Raw genomic sequence first — 16830 nt, forward strand, 5'->3', positions numbered from 1 at the left:
TCGTCGCCGTACCCCGGGCGGGTACGGCGGTGGCCGCACCCCCGCGCGGGGGTGCGGCCACCGGTGGAGCGGGAGGTGATCAGTGCGCGGCGGAGTCCCAGTCCGGGCCGACGCCGACGGAGACGTCGAGCGGGGCGCGGAGGTCGGCGGCGGCCGACATCCGCTCGCGGACCAGCGCCTCGACCTGCTCGCGCTCGCCGGGGGCGATCTCCAGGACGATTTCGTCGTGCACCTGGAGGAGCATCCGGGAGGCGAGGCCGGCCTCGGTGAGGGCCTGGTCGACCTTGAGCATGGCGACCTTGACGATGTCGGCGGCGGTGCCCTGGATCGGGGCGTTGAGCGCCATCCGCTCGGCGGCCTCGCGGCGCTGGCGGTTGTCGCTGTTGAGGTCCGGCAGGTAGCGGCGGCGGCCGAGCATCGTCTCGGTGTAGCCGGTGGCGCGGGCCTCGTCGACGACCCGGCGCAGGTAGTCCCGCACGCCGCCGAAGCGCTCGAAGTAGGTGTCCATCAGGCCGCGGGCCTCGCCCGGGTCGATGTTCAGCTGCTGCGAGAGGCCGAAGGCGGACAGGCCGTAGGCGAGGCCGTACGACATGGCCTTGATCTTGCGGCGCATCTCGGCGTCGACGGCGGACCGCTCGACGCCGAAGACCTGGGAGGCGACCGTGGTGTGCAGGTCCTCGCCGGAGGCGAACGCCTCGATGAGGCCCTCGTCCTCGGAGAGGTGGGCCATCACGCGCAGTTCGATCTGGCTGTAGTCGGCGGTCATGAGGGACTCGAAGCCCTCGCCGACGACGAAGCCGTGCCGGATGGCGCGGCCCTCGTCCGTCCGCACCGGCACGTTCTGCAGGTTGGGGTCGGTGGAGGAGAGGCGGCCGGTGGCGGCGACGGTCTGGCTGAAGGTGGTGTGGATCCGGCCGTCGGCGGCGACGGTCTTGATCAGGCCCTCGACGGTGGAGCGGAGCCGGGCCTGCTCGCGGTGGCGGAGCATGATCACCGGCAGCTCGTGCTCGGTCTGGCCGGCCAGCCAGGCGAGCGCGTCGGCGTCGGTGGTGTAGCCGGTCTTGGTCTTCTTGGTCTTCGGGAGGTTGAGCTCTCCGAAGAAGACCTCCTGGAGCTGCTTGGGCGAGCCGAGGTTGAACTCGTGGCCGACGGAGGCGTGGGCCTCCTTGACGGCCTGCTGCACGGCCCCGGCGAACTGCTGCTCCATCGCCTCCAGGTGGTCGCGGTCGGCGGCGATGCCGTGCCGCTCCAGGCGGGCGAGAAGGACGGAGGTGGGCAGCTCCACGTCGTGCAGCAGCTCCCGGGCGCCGACCTCGTCGAGCTTGGACCCGAAGGCGGTGCCCAGGTCGAGGACGGCGCGGGCCTGGGTCATCAGGGCCTCGGCCTCGGCATGGTCCTCGGCGCCGAAGGCGAGCTGGCCCTCGGAGGCGGCGGCGGGGGCGAGCTCGCGGCCGAGGTACTCCAGGGAGAGCGCGTCGAGGGCGAAGGAGCGGCGGCCGGGCTTGACCAGGTAGGCGGCGAGCGCGGTGTCCATGGTGACGCCGGCGACGCTCCAGCCGTGCTCGGGGAAGACCCGCAGGGCGCCCTTGGCGTTGTGCAGGACCTTGGGGCGGTCGGGGTCGGAGATCCACGCGGCCCAGGCCCGCTCGTCGGCCTCGTCGAGCTCACTCGGGTCGAACCAGGCGGCCTCGCCCCCGGCGCCGGCCAGGGCGACCTCGGAGACGCTGCCGGTGCCCAGCGCCCAGCTGTCGACGGTGGCGACGCCGAGGGGCTGCTCGCCGTGGGCGGCCAGCCAGGGGGCGAGCTCGCCGGCGCCGAGGACGGTGAAGTCGAGCTCGACGCCGGGTGCGGGGGCCGGCTCGGCCTCCTCGGCGGAGCCGGGGTCGACGGCGAGGAGCCGCTCGCGCAGCGAGGGGTTGCGGATCTCCAGGGTGTCGAGGACGAGGGCGACGGCCTTGCGGTCGTACGGCTCGCGGGCCAGTCCGGCGACGGTCAGCGGCAGCTCGACGTCCCGGACCATCTCGGTGAGGACGCGGTTGAGCTTGACGGACTCCAGGTGGTCCCGGAAGTTCTGCCCGGCCTTGCCCTTGACCTCGTCGGCGCGCTCCACCAGCTCGGCGAAGGAGCCGAACTGGTTGATCCACTTGGCGGCGGTCTTCTCGCCGACGCCGGGGATGCCCGGGAGGTTGTCCGACGGGTCGCCGCGCAGGGCGGCGAAGTCGGGGTACTGGGAGGGGGTGAGGCCGTACTTCTCCTGGACCTTCTCCGGGGTGAAGCGGGTCAGCTCGGAGACGCCCTTGGTGGGGTAGAGCACGGTGGTGTGGTCGGAGACCAGCTGGAAGGAGTCCCGGTCGCCGGTGACGATGAGGACCTCGAAGCCCGCGGCCTCGGCCTGGGTGGCGAGGGTGGCGATGATGTCGTCGGCCTCGAAGCCGTCGACGGCGAACCGCGGCGCGTTCATGGCGTCGAGGAGTTCGCCGATCAGCTCGACCTGGCCCTTGAACTCGTCGGGGGTCTTGGAGCGGTTCGCCTTGTACTCGGGGAACTCCTGCGAGCGCCAGGTCTTGCGGGACACGTCGAAGGCGACGGCGAAGTGCGTGGGCGCCTCGTCGCGCAGGGTGTTCGCCAGCATCGACGCGAAGCCGTAGATCGCGTTGGTCGGCTGCCCGGTCGCGGTCGTGAAGTTCTCCGCGGGCAGCGCGAAGAACGCCCGGTACGCGAGCGAGTGCCCGTCCATGAGGAGCAGGCGGGGGCGGGTGTCTGCGGGGTTCTTCGATGCTGTCTCGGCCACGGGACGATCCTGCCACGGACCGCCGACAATCCCGTCCTCACCGGTCGGGGTGCCGGGCTGTCGGCGGCGCGTGACAGGATCGGAGACGTACGCCACAGGTCGATCGCTCAAGGGAGAGCGCGATGGTCAGCAAGCCGCCGGCGGGCGACCCGGTCCAGGACGCGCCGCAGGTCACGTCGCCGCAGCACGCCGCCGCGGGTCTGCCCGCCATCGGGCACACCCTGCGGATCGCACAGGAGCAGATGGGGGCCGTACGGACGGCCCGGACGCTGCTCAAGGTCAATCAGAAGGACGGCTTCGACTGTCCGGGCTGCGCCTGGCCGGAGGGCGACAAGCGTCACCTGGCGGAGTTCTGCGAGAACGGGGCGAAGGCGGTCGCCGAGGAGGCGACGCTGCGCCGGGTGACGCCGGAGTTCTTCGCCGCGCACCCGCTGGCGGAGCTGGCGGAGCGGAGCGGTTACTGGCTGGGGCAGCAGGGCCGGATCACCCGGCCGATGTACCTGCCGGAGGGCGGGGACCGCTACGAGCCGGTGACCTGGGAGCGGGCCTTCGCGGTGATCGCGGAGGAGCTGACCGCGCTCTCCTCCCCCGACGAGGCGCTCTTCTACACCTCGGGCCGGACGAGCAACGAGGCCGCGTTCCTGCTCCAGCTCTTCGCGCGCGAGTTCGGCACCAACAATCTGCCGGACTGCTCGAACATGTGCCACGAGTCGTCGGGCTCGGCGCTGACCGAGACGATCGGCATCGGCAAGGGCAGCGTCACCCTGGAGGACCTGCACCGGGCGGACCTGATCGTCGTGGCGGGGCAGAACCCGGGGACGAACCATCCGCGGATGCTGTCGGCGCTGGAGAAGGCGAAGGCGGCCGGGGCGAGGATCATCTCGGTGAACCCGCTGCCGGAGGCGGGCCTGGAGCGGTTCAAGAATCCGCAGACCCCGCAGGGCATGCTGAGGGGCGCGGCGCTCACCGATCTCTTCCTGCAGATCCGGATCGGCGGCGACCAGGCCCTCTTCCGGCTGCTGAACAAGCTGGTCCTGGAGACGCCCGGGGCGGTCGACGAGGAGTTCGTGCGGGAGCACACCCACGGCTTCGAGGCGTTCGCGGCGGCGGCCGGGGAGGCGGACTGGGAGGAGACCCTCGCGGCGACGGGGCTGTCCCGCGGGGAGATCGAGCGGGCCCTGGAGATGGTGCTGGCCTCGGAGCGGACGATCGTCTGCTGGGCGATGGGCCTGACCCAGCACAAGCACTCCGTGCCGACCATCCGCGAGGTGGTCAATCTGCTGCTGCTCCGGGGGAACATCGGGCGGCCGGGTGCGGGCGTGTGCCCGGTGCGCGGGCATTCGAACGTGCAGGGCGACCGGACGATGGGCATCTTCGAGCGCCCGGCACCGGCCTTCCTGGACGCGCTGGACAAGGAGTTCGGGATCGTCTCCCCGCGCCACCACGGCTTCGACGTGGTGCGGTCCATCCAGGCGCTGCGGGACGGCGAGGCGAAGGTCTTCTTCGCGATGGGCGGGAACTTCGTCGGCGCGACCCCGGACACCGAGGTCACCGAGGCGGCGATGCGGAAGGCGCGGCTGACCGTGCACGTGTCGACGAAGCTGAACCGCTCGCACGCGGTGACCGGCCGGCGGGCGCTGATCCTGCCGACGCTGGGGCGCACGGACAAGGACGTGCAGAAGAGCGGGCGCCAGTTCGTGACGGTCGAGGACTCGATGGGCCTGGTGCACGCCTCGCGGGGCAATCTGCCGCCGGCGAGCCCGCACCTGCTCTCCGAGCCGGCGATCGTGGCGCGGCTGGCGCGGGCGGTGCTGGGCGCCGGGTCGGCGACGCCGTGGGAGGCGTTCGAGGCGGACTACGCGGCGGTCCGGGACCGGATCGCGCGGGTGGTGCCCGGTTTCGAGGACTTCAACGCGCGACTGGCGGCGGACCCGGGCGGCTTCGCGCTGCCGCACGCGCCGCGGGACGAGCGGCGCTTCCCGACGAAGACCGGCAAGGCCAATTTCACGGCGGCGCCGGTGGAGTACCCGGCGGTGCCGGAGGGGCGGCTGCTGCTCCAGACGCTCCGCTCGCACGATCAGTACAACACCACGATCTACGGTCTGGACGACCGCTACCGGGGGATCCGGGGCGGCCGCCGGGTGGTGCTGGTGCATCCGTCGGACGCGGCGGCGCTGGGGTTCGCGGACGGGGACTACGCGGATCTGGTGAGCGAGTGGCCGGACGGGGTCGAGCGGCGGGCGCCCGGTTTCCGGGTGGTGCACTATCCGACGGCCCGGGGGTGCGCGGCGGCGTACTACCCGGAGACGAACGTGCTGGTGCCGCTGGAGTCGACGGCCGACATCAGCAACACCCCCGCGAGCAAGTCCGTCGTCGTCCGTCTGGAAGAATCTCCGCAACCGTCCGCCTAAGCGCTTGCTCAGCCAGCGGGAGGGCGGGAAGGATCAGCCGTACGACGACGAACGGAGCCGGGTCATGGGTGAGCAGCAGCACGTGAAGTTCCCGCAGGAGGTCATCGACGAGTACGCCGCGCTCGGTGTGGATCTGCCGGCGCTCTTCTCGGCGGGACACCTGGGGAACCGGATGGGCGTCCAGATCCTGGAGGCGTCGGCGGAGAAGGTCGTCGGCACGATGCCCGTGGAGGGGAACACCCAGCCGTACGGGCTGCTGCACGGCGGCGCCTCGGCGGTGCTCGCGGAGACCCTCGGTTCGGTGGGTTCGATGCTGCACGGCGGCTCGTCGAAGATCGCGGTGGGCGTGGACCTGAACTGCACCCATCACCGGGGGGCGCGGAGCGGTCTGGTGACCGGCGTGGCGACCCCGGTGCACCGCGGCCGGTCGACGGCGACGTACGAGATCGTCATCAGCGACGAGCAGGGCCGCCGGGTCTGCTCGGCCCGCCTGACGTGCATGCTGCGGGAGATCGGCCCGGGCGACGCGGGCGCCCTGCCGGAGCAGGGGAAGCTCAACGGCGCCTGAGCCGGGGCCGGTCGGCCGGTTTCACCGAAGGGGGCGGTACGCGGAGGCGTACCGCCCCCTTCGGCGTACCCGGGGGCGGATTCCGCGCCGCCGCCGGGACCGCCGGATCCGCGTCCGGTCACCGTCCGCGCTCCGACTCCCGGCCCCGTATGTCGTTTTCACGCCAGCCTCTCCCAACTCCCGGGCCTCGGAGGTACGTTCGAAAGTGGTGGGTTCCGGCCGACCGTGAGGGGGTCCGCGCGTTCCCCCGGCAGGCCGATTTCGTCACGCTCCGTGATCGAGTGCGGGGAGTGTCGGCGAGGGTCCGAAGCTTGACATCCGTCCGCTCAGTTCGGGCGCCCCGTCCGATATCCGGAGAGTCGCCGAAGTTCCCCGTCAGTACCAAGATTCCCTCAAGCCCCTTAGCGGAACTGGGCGTTCTCACGATGTGAACACCGTGTTACAGACCGCTATGCCCTGATTTACCCGGACCTCTCAGCCCCGCTCGACCCGTCGGCATAACAAGACAGTCACATCCTTCCCTCGCCGCTCCCCGACCCTCCCCACCTGCGCTTAGAGTCACCGCCAGTCACCGCGCCACTGGGCGCGACCTACTGCACGGCCTCGTACCAGCTCTGAGTACGGCCCGGCAATCACCAAACGGCACCTCTTGCTCCGCAGCTCCACGGCACCGCCTCGGCAGAGGGGGCCGCGCCAGGGAAAGGACCCTTCGTGCGAAACCGTTCGTTGCTCATACTCACCACCGCGGTCACCGCGGGAGCACTCACCCTCACTGCCTGCGGTTCGCGCGACGACAAGGGCGGCGACAGCTCGGGCGAGGGCGGCGGCGTCACCGTCACCATCGGTCTGGACGCCCCCCTCACCGGCGAGCTCTCGGCCCTCGGCCTCGGCATCAAGAACTCGGCCGACCTCGCGGTCAAGACGGCCAACAAGAAGGAGTACGTCAAGGGCGTCACCTTCAAGCTGGTCACCCTGGACGACCAGGCCCAGCCCTCGGCCGGCCAGCAGAACGCCACCAAGCTGGTCGCCGACAAGAGCGTCCTCGGCGTGGTCGGCCCGCTGAACTCCGGCGTCGCCGAGTCGATGCAGAAGGTCTTCGACGACGCCAAGCTGGTGCAGGTCTCCCCGGCCAACACCAACCCGGCGCTCTCCCAGGGCCCGAACTGGGCCTCCGGCGACAAGAAGCGCGGCTACAAGTCGTACTTCCGCACCGCCACCACCGACGCCATCCAGGGCCCCTTCGCGGCCCAGTACGTCTTCAAGGACGCCAAGAAGACCAAGGCGTTCATCATCGACGACAAGAAGACCTACGGCGCCGGCCTCGCGGGCACCTTCAAGGGCGAGTGGGAGAAGCTCGGCGGCAAGGTCGTCGGCACCCAGCACATCGACCCCGAGACCAAGGACTTCTCCGCGGTCGCCACCCAGGTCAAGAACTCCGGCGCCGACGTCGTCTACTACGGTGGCGAGTACCCGGCCGCCGGCCCGCTGGCCAAGCAGATCAAGGAGGCCGGCGCCAAGGTCACCGTCGTCGGCGGTGACGCGCTCTTCAGCCCCGAGTACGTCAAGCTGGCCGGTGCCACCGCGGCCGAGGGCGACTTCGCCACCTCCGTCGGTGCCCCGATCGAGTCCCTCAACTCCGCCAAGGAGTTCCTGGCCAACTACAAGGCCGAGAACTACAAGGAGGCGTTCGAGGCGTACGGCGGCTACTCCTACGACTCGACCTGGTCGATCATCGAGGCCGTCAAGAAGGTCGTCGACGGCAACGGCGGCAAGCTCCCCGACGACGCCCGCTCCAAGGTCGTCGAGGCCCTGCAGGGCGTCTCCTTCGAGGGCGTGACCGGCTCGGTCGCCTTCGACGAGTTCGGTGACACCACCAACAAGCAGCTCACCGTCTACCAGGTCAAGGGCGGCGCCTTCGCGCCGGTCAAGTCCGGCACCTTCGGCGAGTAACCGAGCACTCCGGCAGCCGGTCCCCGGCTGCACCCCACTCAGCACCACCTTTCATCGCGCGGGGGGCCGCACACAACCGGCACCCCGCGCGGTGTCATATCCGTCGAAAGTCTCGGAGGACAATGCGGTGAACGAACTGCCGCAGCAGCTGGTCAACGGCCTGCTACTGGGATCCATGTACGGGCTGGTCGCCGTCGGCTACACGATGGTCTACGGCATCGTCCAGCTCATCAACTTCGCCCACGGCGAGATCTTCATGACCGGCGGCTTCGGGGCCCTGACGGTCTGGCTCATCCTGCCCGGCGGCACCAGCATGTGGGTCGCGCTGCCCCTCATGATCATCGGTGCCGTGATCGTCGCGACGACCATAGCCGTCGGAGCGGAACGATTCGCCTACCGCCCGCTCCGCGGCGGCCCGCGTCTCGCCCCGCTCATCACGGCCATCGGCCTCTCGCTCGCCCTGCAGTACGCCGTCTGGGTCTGGTACCCGGAGGCGAAGTCCGCCCGGACCTTCCCGCAGATCCCCGGCGGCCCGATCGAGCTCGGCTCGGTCACCATCCAGACCGGTGACGTCTTCCTGGTGATCGCGGCCCCGATCTGCATGGCCTTCCTCGCCTTCTTCGTCATGCGCACCCGCACCGGGCGCGGCATGCAGGCCACGGCGCAGGACCCGGACACCGCGAAGCTGATGGGCGTCAACACCGACCGCATCATCGTGATCGCGTTCGCCCTCGGCGCCATCTTCGCCGCCGTCGGCGCCGTCGCCTACGGCCTCAAGTACGGCGTCGTCGACTACAAGATGGGCTTCCTCCTCGGACTCAAGGCGTTCACCGCCGCCGTCCTCGGCGGCATCGGCAACATCTACGGCGCCATGATCGGCGGCCTCGTCCTCGGCGTCGCCGAGACGATGGCGACCGCCTACGTCGACCAGATCCCCGGTATGGAGCAGCTCGGCGGCCAGTCCTGGGCCAACGTCTGGGCCTTCGTACTCCTCATCGTCGTCCTCCTCGCCAGGCCCCAGGGTCTGCTCGGCGAGCGCGTCGCGGACAGGGCGTGAGCACCATGACCACCATCTCCGAGAACCCCCAGGCACCCGCCGCCGCGGAGACCGTGAAGACCGCCGACCGCGGTCTGATCAGCCTCCTTCCGGAGGGGATCGCCCGCGCCGTCGTCCTCGGCGGCTCCGTCCTCACCGTCGCCAGCTGTTTCCTCGCCTGGACCTGGGACGCCAGCTTCCCGGGCGACCTCACCGTGTACGGCTACCCGGCCGGCCTCCAGCTCCAGGTGCTGGTGCTCGGTGTCCTCACCGCCCTCTTCGCCCTCTCCTCCTACGGGATCAAGGGCACCCGCTGGCTGACCCCGGCCGGCGCCGACGGCGCGATCCGCTTCGCGGCGCTCGCCACCTTCGCCACCGCCCAGTTCACGGTCGACGCGATCAGCCTCGAACTCGGCGGCCTGGTCAACCTGGAGCCCGGCGGCGTGGTCGTCGCCGTCACCACGCTGATCACGCTGCTGGCCGCGCTGTGCCTGCCCTTCACGCGCCCGGACGTGCAGCCGGTCGACCCGGAGGACACCTTCTGGGACCAGCTCACCCAGCGCCGGCGCAACAAGTTCGCCGTCGCCCGGGCCGCCTTCTCCGCCCCCCGCCCGGTGAAGAAGCTCCGCCCGCTGCCCTCGGCCGTCGAGATCCTGATCATCGCGGGCATCCTCGCGGTGGCGCTCGGCGTCTTCACCTACGGCATCGGCACCGAGTACGACGAGCTGTTCCTCGGCTTCCTGATCACGGCCGGTCTCGGCTTCGCCGCGGTCGGCGCCTCCGGTCTCCTCAAGCAGGCCACGCAGCTCACCTCGAAGCACCAGAACCTGTCGATCGCGGGCGCGTTCATCGCCGCGGCGCTGTTCCCCTTCACCCAGACCGACGACCAGTACGCGACGCTCGGCGTCTACATCCTGATCTTCGCCACGGTCGCCCTGGGCCTGAACATCGTCGTCGGCCTCGCCGGCCTGCTCGACCTCGGCTACGTCGCCTTCCTCGGCGTCGGCGCCTACGCGGCGGCCCTCGTCTCGGGCGCCCCGACCTCCCCGTTCGGCGTGCACTTCCCCTTCTGGGCGGCGATCCTGGTCGGCGCCGCGGCCTCCGTGGTCTTCGGCGTCCTGATCGGCGCACCGACCCTGCGGCTGCGCGGCGACTACCTCGCCATCGTGACGCTCGGCTTCGGTGAGATCTTCCGCATCACGGTGATGAACACCGACGGCACCTCGGGCCCGGACATCACCAACGGCTCCAACGGCATCGCGTCCATCCCGAACCTGAACTTCTTCGGGTTCGACTTCGGCCAGGCGCACACCATCGCCGGCTTCACCATCGGCCGCTTCGCCAACTACTTCTTCCTGATGCTGCTGATCACGGCGGTCGTCGTGCTGGTCTTCCGGCGCTCCGGCGACTCCCGCATCGGCCGCGCCTGGGTCGCGATCCGCGAGGACGAGACCGCCGCGCTGGCGATGGGCATCAACGGCTTCCGGGTGAAGCTGATCGCCTTCGCGCTCGGCGCCGGCCTGGCCGGTCTGGCCGGTACGGTGCAGGCGCACGTCACCTACACCGTGACCCCGGAGCAGTACCTCTTCGCCGGTCCCATCCCGCCCAACTCCGCCTTCCTGCTCGCGGCCGTCGTCCTCGGCGGCATGGGCACGATGAGCGGTCCGCTGGTCGGCGCGGCCCTGCTGTTCCTCATCCCGAACAAGCTCCAGTTCATGGGCGAGTACCAGCTCTTCGCCTTCGGCGTCGCGCTCGTGCTGATCATGCGCTTCCGTCCGGAGGGCATCGTCGCCGACAAGCGCCGTCAGCTGGAGTTCCACGAGCACGACGAGCAGCCCGCGGCCGCTACGCCCGCCAAGGCAGGTGCCTGAACCATGACGACGACCACCACCAAGGCCGACACCACCGCGGAGCCGGCCGCCCGCGAGACCGTGCTCGACGCGCGCGGGGTCACCATGCGCTTCGGCGGTCTGACCGCCGTCCGCGATGTGGACCTCACCGTCAACAGCGGCGAGATCGTCGGTCTGATCGGCCCGAACGGCGCCGGCAAGACGACCTTCTTCAACTGCCTGACCGGTCTGTACGTGCCCACCGAGGGCGAGGTCCGCTACAAGGGCCAGGTCCTGCCGCCGAAGTCCTTCAAGGTCACCGCGGCCGGCATCGCCCGTACCTTCCAGAACATCCGTCTCTTCAACAACATGACGGTCCTGGAGAACGTGCTCGTCGGCCGGCACACCCGCACCAAGGAGGGCCTCTGGTCCGCCCTGCTGCGCGGCCCGGGCTTCAAGAAGGCCGAGGCGGCCTCCGAGAAGCGCGCGATGGAGCTCCTGGAGTTCATCGGCCTGGCGCACAAGGCGCAGCACCTCTCCAAGAACCTGCCGTACGGCGAGCAGCGCAAGCTGGAGATCGCCCGTGCGCTGGCGAGCGACCCGGGCCTGATCCTGCTGGACGAGCCGACCGCCGGCATGAACCCGCAGGAGACCCGCGCGGCCGAGGAACTCATCTTCGCCATCCGGGACATGGGCATCGCCGTGCTCGTCATCGAGCACGACATGCGCTTCATCTTCAACCTGTGCGACCGGGTCGCCGTGCTCGTGCAGGGCCAGAAGCTGATCGAGGGCGACAGCCAGACCGTCCAGAGCGACGAGCGGGTCATCGCCGCGTACCTCGGCGAGCCGATCGAGGAGGCCCCGAAGGCGGAGCCCGCGAAGGCGGACGCCCCTGCGGAGGCGGAGGCCGGGACCGAGGCCCCGGCGGAGGCCGAGGCCGAGGCCGACGCCCCGGCGGAGACCGGGACCGACGCCCCGGCGGACGACGAGGCCGACGAGGACGAGGCCCCGGCGGACGACGCCGCTCCGGCCGGGGAGACCCCGGCCGAGGACGACACCCCGGCGGACGCGGCGGACGCCGCGAAGGACGCCGCTCCGGGCAAGGAGAACGACGCATGACCGCACTGCTCGAAGTCGAGGACCTGCGCGTCGCCTACGGAAAGATCGAGGCCGTCAAGGGCATCTCCTTCTCCGTGGAGGCGGGCGAGGTCGTCACCCTCATCGGCACCAACGGCGCCGGGAAGACCACGACCCTGCGGACCCTCTCCGGGCTCCTCAAGCCGGTCGGCGGGCAGATCAAGTTCGAGGGCAAGTCCCTCCGCAAGATCCCCGCGCACAAGATCGTCTCGCTGGGTCTGGCCCACTCCCCCGAGGGCCGGCACATCTTCCCGCGCATGACCATCGAGGAGAACCTGCTCCTCGGCGCCTTCCTCCGGAAGGACTCGGCCGGCATCGCCAAGGACGTGCAGCGCGCCTACGACCTCTTCCCGATCCTGGGCGAGCGTCGCAAGCAGGCGGCCGGCACGCTCTCCGGCGGTGAGCAGCAGATGCTCGCCATGGGCCGGGCGCTGATGTCCCAGCCCAAGCTGCTCATGCTCGACGAGCCCTCCATGGGTCTCTCGCCGATCATGATGCAGAAGATCATGGCGACCATCGCCGAGCTGAAGGCCCAGGGCACCACGATCCTGCTCGTCGAGCAGAACGCCCAGGCCGCGCTGGCGCTGGCGGACCACGGTCACGTGATGGAGATCGGCAAGATCGTGCTCTCGGGCACGGGCGGCGACCTCCTGCACGACGAGTCCGTCCGCAAGGCGTACCTCGGCGAGGACTGACGGTCCCGGTACGACGAACGAGTAGGCCCGCCCCGCATCGCGCGGGGCGGGCCTTCTCGTCGTACGGAGGGCGGTCTCACTGCCCCTTGGCGGCCTTCTTCTCCTCGGCGTCCTCGATGACGGCCTCGGCGACCTGCTGCATGGACATGCGGCGGTCCATGGAGGTCTTCTGGATCCAGCGGAAGGCGGCCGGCTCGGAGAGGCCGTACTGGGTCTGGAGGATCGACTTGGCGCGGTCGACCAGCTTGCGGGTCTCCAGGCGCAGGGTGAGGTCGGCGACCTCCTGCTCCAGGGCGCGCAGCTCGGCGAAGCGGGAGACGGCCATCTCGATGGCGGGGACGACGTCGCTCTTGCTGAAGGGCTTGACCAGGTAGGCCATGGCGCCGGCGTCGCGGGCGCGCTCGACCAGGTCGCGCTGGGAGAAGGCGGTGAGCATGAGGACCGGAGCGATGGACTCGCCGGCGATCTTCTCGGCGGCGGAGATGCCGTCGAGCACGGGCATCTTCACGTCGAGGATGACCAGGTCGGGGCGGTGCTCACGGGCCAGCTCGACGGCGGTGGCGCCGTCGCCCGCCTCGCCGACGACCGTGTAGCCCTCTTCTTCCAGCATCTCTTTGAGGTCGAGGCGGATGAGGGCCTCGTCCTCGGCGATGACGACGCGGGTGGTCAGCGGCGGCACGTGGGACACGTCGGCGTCTTCGGCGGGCTGGGGCGACTCGGGGGCGGTCACAGGGGCTCCTCGTTGCGGGGCAGTGCGCAGCACGAGAAAGCCTACCTAGCTGCTGGCCAGAGTGGTGACCGGGTACACTGCCACTGGCATCGCACGACAATGCCGGGTTGGCGCAATTGGCTGACGCTGAGGTCTCAAACACCTCTGTCCGAAAGGACGTGTGGGTTCGAATCCCATACCCGGCACCACTCCAGAAGCGGACGTTCACTTTCGCGTGATCGTCCGCTTTTCGCTCCGCACGGCCAGGGCCGATCCCGCACAGTGATCGCATGTCCTTCCACAGCGCAGAGGTACGACAGCGAGCGCTCACCCTGCTGCGGGATGGTGCCAGGAATACGGACGTGGCCCGCAACCTTGACATCCCTCTGGGCACGGTCAGTTACTGGAAGCACATGGACCGTGCGAAACGCGGGGAATGTGCAGGCCGGAAGGTTCGGGCCTGCCCACGGTGCGATGGGCGTGAGCTCGACACGTCGGCGTACGCGTATCTCCTCGGTCTCTACCTCGGCGACGGCCACATCAGCCGGCCCCGACAACACCGAACCGCGAGCCTGCGGATCACTCTCGACAATGCGCGGCCAGGCGTGCAGCAGGAGGCCGAAGCATCCGTGCGTGCGGTATTTCCGGACAACGCGACGTGCTGGGTCCAGAAGATCGGGTGCCGCGATCTCAAGGTCTGCTTCAAGCACCTCGTCTGCCTCTTCCCGCAGCATGGGCCTGGCAGGAAGCACGAACGACGCATCATTCTCGAAGCCTGGCAACAGGAGATCGTCGAGGGCCACCCCTGGCGCCTCCTCCGGGGGATGATCCATTCCGATGGCTCGCGGATCACCAACTGGACGGCGAAGACAATCGGCGGCCGGACGAAGCGGTACGAGTACCCCCGCTACTTTTTCACCAATACGTCAGACGACATCGTGCGGCTGTACACCGACGCGCTGGACCGCGTGGGTGTGCCCTGGCGGAGCAGGCGCCGGACGACAGGGGCGCAGGACATCTCCGTGGCACGGCGTGAGGCCGTCGCCCTGGTGGACGCCCACGTGGGTCCCAAGCACTGACCGCCGTCGCCCGGCCCCGGTCGCAGGTCCCGTGTCAGGTCAGGTTCTTCGGGGGCCAGTTGAGGATCCTCTTCGGGCGGGGTGGGGCGTAGGTGCGCACCTTGGAGGTGGAGAGGCCGAGGCGGACCAGGGACTCGGCGATCGTGACGGCGGCGGCCACGCCGTCCACGACGGGGACGCCGGTCCGCTCGACGACGCGCTCGGCGAGGCCGGCCATGCCGCCGCAGCCCAGGCAGATCACCTCGGCGCGGTCGTCCTCGACCGCGCGGGCCGCCTGCTCGACGATCGCCTCGACGGTGTTCTCCTCGTCCTCCTCCAGGGCGAGGACGGGGAGTCCGCTGGCCCGCACGGAGGCGCAGCGGGCGCTGAGGCCGGCGGCGTGCAGCCGTTCCTCGATCAGCGGGACCGTGCGGTCGAGGGTGGTGACGACGGAGTAGCTGCGGCCGAGGTACATCGCGGTGGTCGCGGCGGCCTCGGTGATGTCGACGACGGGGACGTCGAGGAGTTCCTGGAGGCCCTCGCGGCCGTGCTCGCCGTAGCCGGCCTGGATGACGGCGTCGAACGGCTCCGGGTGGGCGCGGACGGTCTCCATGACCGCGATCGCGGCGAGGTAGCTCTCGTAGTTGCCCTCGACGGACTCGGCTCCGAAGGCGGGGGTGAGGGGGACGATCTCGGTGCCGGGCGAGGCCGCGGCGGCCGCCTGGCGGCCGATGGCGTCGGTGATCGACGGCGTGGTGTTGACGTTGACGACGAGGATGCGCATGGGGCGGCTTTCGGTGGGGTGGGCGGGTGGCCGGCTCATTCGGCGGGGACGGCGATGGCCTCGCCGTCCACGTCCCGGATCGGGGCGGTGCGGTCGGCGACGACCGCGTACACCGCGGCGCCGAGGACGGCGCCGACGAACCAGGAGAAGCCGGCGACGGCGTGGAAGGACGGCACGAGGGCGACCGCGACGGCGACGGCGGCGCTGGGCACGAAGGCGGCGACGGCCCGCGGGTTGAAGCCGCGGCGGTAGTGGTACTCGCCGTCCGGGTCCTCGCTGTAGAGGTCGGGCACGTTGACCCTGGCCTTCCTGAGCAGCCAGTAGTCGGCCATGATCACGCCGAAGAGGGGGCCGAGGAGGGCGCCGAGTCCGCCGAGGAAGTAGTTGACGACGACCGGGCTGTCGTAGAGGTTCCAGGGCAGGATCACGAGGCCGAGGACCGCGCTGACCACGCCGGCCCTGCGGAAGTCGAGCCTGCGCGGGAAGAGGTCGATGAGGGCGTAGATCGGCGCCACGAAGTTGGCCAGCAGGTTGACCGCGACGGTGAGGGCGATCAGCGCGAGCGAGGCGGCCGCCAGGAGCGCCATGTTCGGGATGGTCCGGACGATGTCGGTGGGGCTGGTGACGACCCGGCCGTCGAGCGTGAACTGGGCGCCGCTGAGGACGACCACGATGACGGCGAAGAAGAGCATGTTCACCGGGATGCCGACGACGTTGCCGCGGACGATCGAGGCGCGGCTGCGGGCGGAGCGGGTGAAGTCGCAGAAGTTGAGGACGAAGGTGCCGTAGATGACCACCCACAGCGCGGCGGCCTGGAGGATCTGGAGCCACATCTCGCCGCCGGTGAGCGGGGCGTCGACGGAGAAGGAGATCGAGCCGTCGGCGCGGACGAACATCCAGACGGCGAGGGCGCACATGGCGATCAGGGTGGTCGGCGCGGCGAAGGCCATGTAGCGGCGGATCATCTGCATGCCGTAGCTGACGATGGCGAGCTGGACGGCCCAGAGGGCGAGGAAGGTGGTCCAGCCGAGGGCCGACTGGCCGAGGAAGGTGTTCTCGTCCAGGGGGCGCAGGCCGGGGAACATCGCGATCAGCAGGGCGCCGAGGACGGTGGAGGCCAGGTAGGTCTGGATGCCGAACCAGGCGATGGCGACGACGGCGCGGACGGCGGCGGGGATCTTGGCGCCGCGGATGCCGAAGGCGATGCGGCTCATGACCGGGAAGGGGACGCCGGTCTTGTGGCCCATGAAGCCGGAGAGGGTGAGCAGCAGGAAGAGCAGGACCGAGGCGAGGACGAAGGCCGCCAGGATGCCCCAGACGTTGAGGCCGAGGGCGAAGAGGCCGAGGGCGAAGGCGTAGTTGCCGAGGCTGTGCACGTCGTTGGCCCAGAGGGTGAAGACGTTGTACGCGCCCCAGCGCCGGCCTTCCTTCTTGGTGGGGGCCAGGTCGTAGGTGTAGAGGACGGAGCCGGCGGTCCCGTCGGTGGTCCCGGTCCCGTCGGTGGTCCCGGTCCCGTCGGTGGTCCCGGTCCCGTCGGTGGTCCCGGTCCCGTCGGTGTTCCCGGTCTCGTCGGTGTTCCCGGTCCCGGGCGGCCGGGTGGCGTCCACGGCAGTCATCAAGGGCCCTCGCGTGTGCTCGGGGGCCGCCGCGGGACCCGTGGGCGCGCTTCGGGGGAAGCGGCTCCCGGCAGGGGGTCCGGGCGGCCGGTGGAGGTAGGGGGCGGGGTTGGAGCATTCCACAAAGTGGAAGTTGCTTTCCGCCCGACAGAACGTAGTTTTCGCCAGGAGCAGCCGTCAAGGGTTCCGGAGGCGTCACTTCCAGCTTGGTATCCGACCTGACCGGAAACGCGAGAACCCCGCCAC

The 16830-nt window shown here is 70.3% G+C and carries 12 protein-coding genes and 1 tRNA gene; 9 read left to right on the plus strand and 4 right to left on the minus strand.

Features of this window, described 5'->3' with window-relative positions; genetic code table 11:
• Nucleotides 1-79 precede the first annotated feature (79 nt).
• Nucleotides 80-2737: a DNA polymerase I gene (gene polA / locus ACFVU3_RS14925; RefSeq protein WP_390066509.1), complete on the minus strand. Its 2658-nt coding sequence runs from the start codon at nt 2735-2737 to the stop codon at nt 80-82.
• A gap of 176 nt (nt 2738-2913) precedes the next feature.
• Between polA and ACFVU3_RS14930 the strand changes: the two genes are divergently transcribed.
• The 7 genes from ACFVU3_RS14930 to ACFVU3_RS14960 all read left to right on the plus strand — a co-directional run bounded on the left by ACFVU3_RS14930 (nt 2914) and on the right by ACFVU3_RS14960 (nt 12417).
• Nucleotides 2914-5202 carry an FdhF/YdeP family oxidoreductase gene (locus tag ACFVU3_RS14930; RefSeq protein WP_390066308.1) on the plus strand — a complete coding sequence of 763 codons (2289 nt, stop codon included), beginning with the start codon at nt 2914-2916 and terminating at the stop codon, nt 5200-5202.
• A gap of 64 nt (nt 5203-5266) precedes the next feature.
• Nucleotides 5267-5770, plus strand: coding sequence for a hotdog fold thioesterase (locus tag ACFVU3_RS14935; protein ID WP_390066309.1), 504 nt, complete (start codon nt 5267-5269; stop codon nt 5768-5770).
• A gap of 711 nt (nt 5771-6481) precedes the next feature.
• Nucleotides 6482-7720 carry a branched-chain amino acid ABC transporter substrate-binding protein gene (locus ACFVU3_RS14940; RefSeq protein ID WP_390066310.1) on the plus strand — a complete coding sequence of 413 codons (1239 nt, stop codon included), beginning with the start codon at nt 6482-6484 and terminating at the stop codon, nt 7718-7720.
• A gap of 127 nt (nt 7721-7847) precedes the next feature.
• Nucleotides 7848-8777, plus strand: a complete 930-nt coding sequence (locus ACFVU3_RS14945) for a branched-chain amino acid ABC transporter permease (protein ID WP_390066311.1) — start codon at nt 7848-7850, stop codon at nt 8775-8777.
• Nucleotides 8778-8782: 5 nt separating this feature from the next.
• Nucleotides 8783-10627 carry a branched-chain amino acid ABC transporter permease gene (locus ACFVU3_RS14950; RefSeq protein WP_390066312.1) on the plus strand — a complete coding sequence of 615 codons (1845 nt, stop codon included), beginning with the start codon at nt 8783-8785 and terminating at the stop codon, nt 10625-10627.
• Between the two features lie 3 nt (nt 10628-10630).
• Nucleotides 10631-11704 carry an ABC transporter ATP-binding protein gene (locus ACFVU3_RS14955; protein WP_390066313.1) on the plus strand — a complete coding sequence of 358 codons (1074 nt, stop codon included), beginning with the start codon at nt 10631-10633 and terminating at the stop codon, nt 11702-11704.
• On the plus strand, nt 11701-12417 hold the full coding sequence (locus tag ACFVU3_RS14960; RefSeq protein WP_043219280.1) for an ABC transporter ATP-binding protein: 717 nt from the start codon (nt 11701-11703) through the stop codon (nt 12415-12417). The genes ACFVU3_RS14955 and ACFVU3_RS14960 overlap by 4 nt, the downstream gene beginning before the upstream one ends.
• 76 nt (nt 12418-12493) lie before the next feature.
• Here the strand turns inward: ACFVU3_RS14960 and ACFVU3_RS14965 are convergent, their stop codons facing one another.
• Complete coding sequence (locus ACFVU3_RS14965; protein WP_390066314.1) at nt 12494-13147, minus strand: ANTAR domain-containing response regulator; 654 nt, start codon at nt 13145-13147, stop codon at nt 12494-12496.
• A 101-nt stretch (nt 13148-13248) separates the two neighbouring features.
• On the opposite strand from ACFVU3_RS14965, the gene ACFVU3_RS14970 reads away from it, so the two are divergent.
• A tRNA-Leu gene (locus ACFVU3_RS14970) sits at nt 13249-13335 on the plus strand.
• Nucleotides 13336-13416: 81 nt separating this feature from the next.
• Nucleotides 13417-14205, plus strand: a complete 789-nt coding sequence (locus ACFVU3_RS14975) for a helix-turn-helix domain-containing protein (protein WP_390066315.1) — start codon at nt 13417-13419, stop codon at nt 14203-14205.
• A gap of 34 nt (nt 14206-14239) precedes the next feature.
• On the opposite strand, the gene ACFVU3_RS14980 is transcribed toward ACFVU3_RS14975, so the two are convergent.
• Nucleotides 14240-14968 carry an aspartate/glutamate racemase family protein gene (locus ACFVU3_RS14980; protein WP_390066316.1) on the minus strand — a complete coding sequence of 243 codons (729 nt, stop codon included), beginning with the start codon at nt 14966-14968 and terminating at the stop codon, nt 14240-14242.
• Nucleotides 14969-15003: 35 nt separating this feature from the next.
• Nucleotides 15004-16584 (minus strand): NCS1 family nucleobase:cation symporter-1, encoded by a 1581-nt coding sequence (locus tag ACFVU3_RS14985; protein WP_390066317.1) that lies wholly within the window; start codon nt 16582-16584, stop codon nt 15004-15006.
• Between the last annotated feature and the right edge of the window lie 246 nt (nt 16585-16830).

Origin of the sequence: Streptomyces sp. NPDC058052 (assembly GCF_042885515.1) — a bacterium.
GTDB lineage: Bacteria > Actinomycetota > Actinomycetes > Streptomycetales > Streptomycetaceae > Streptomyces.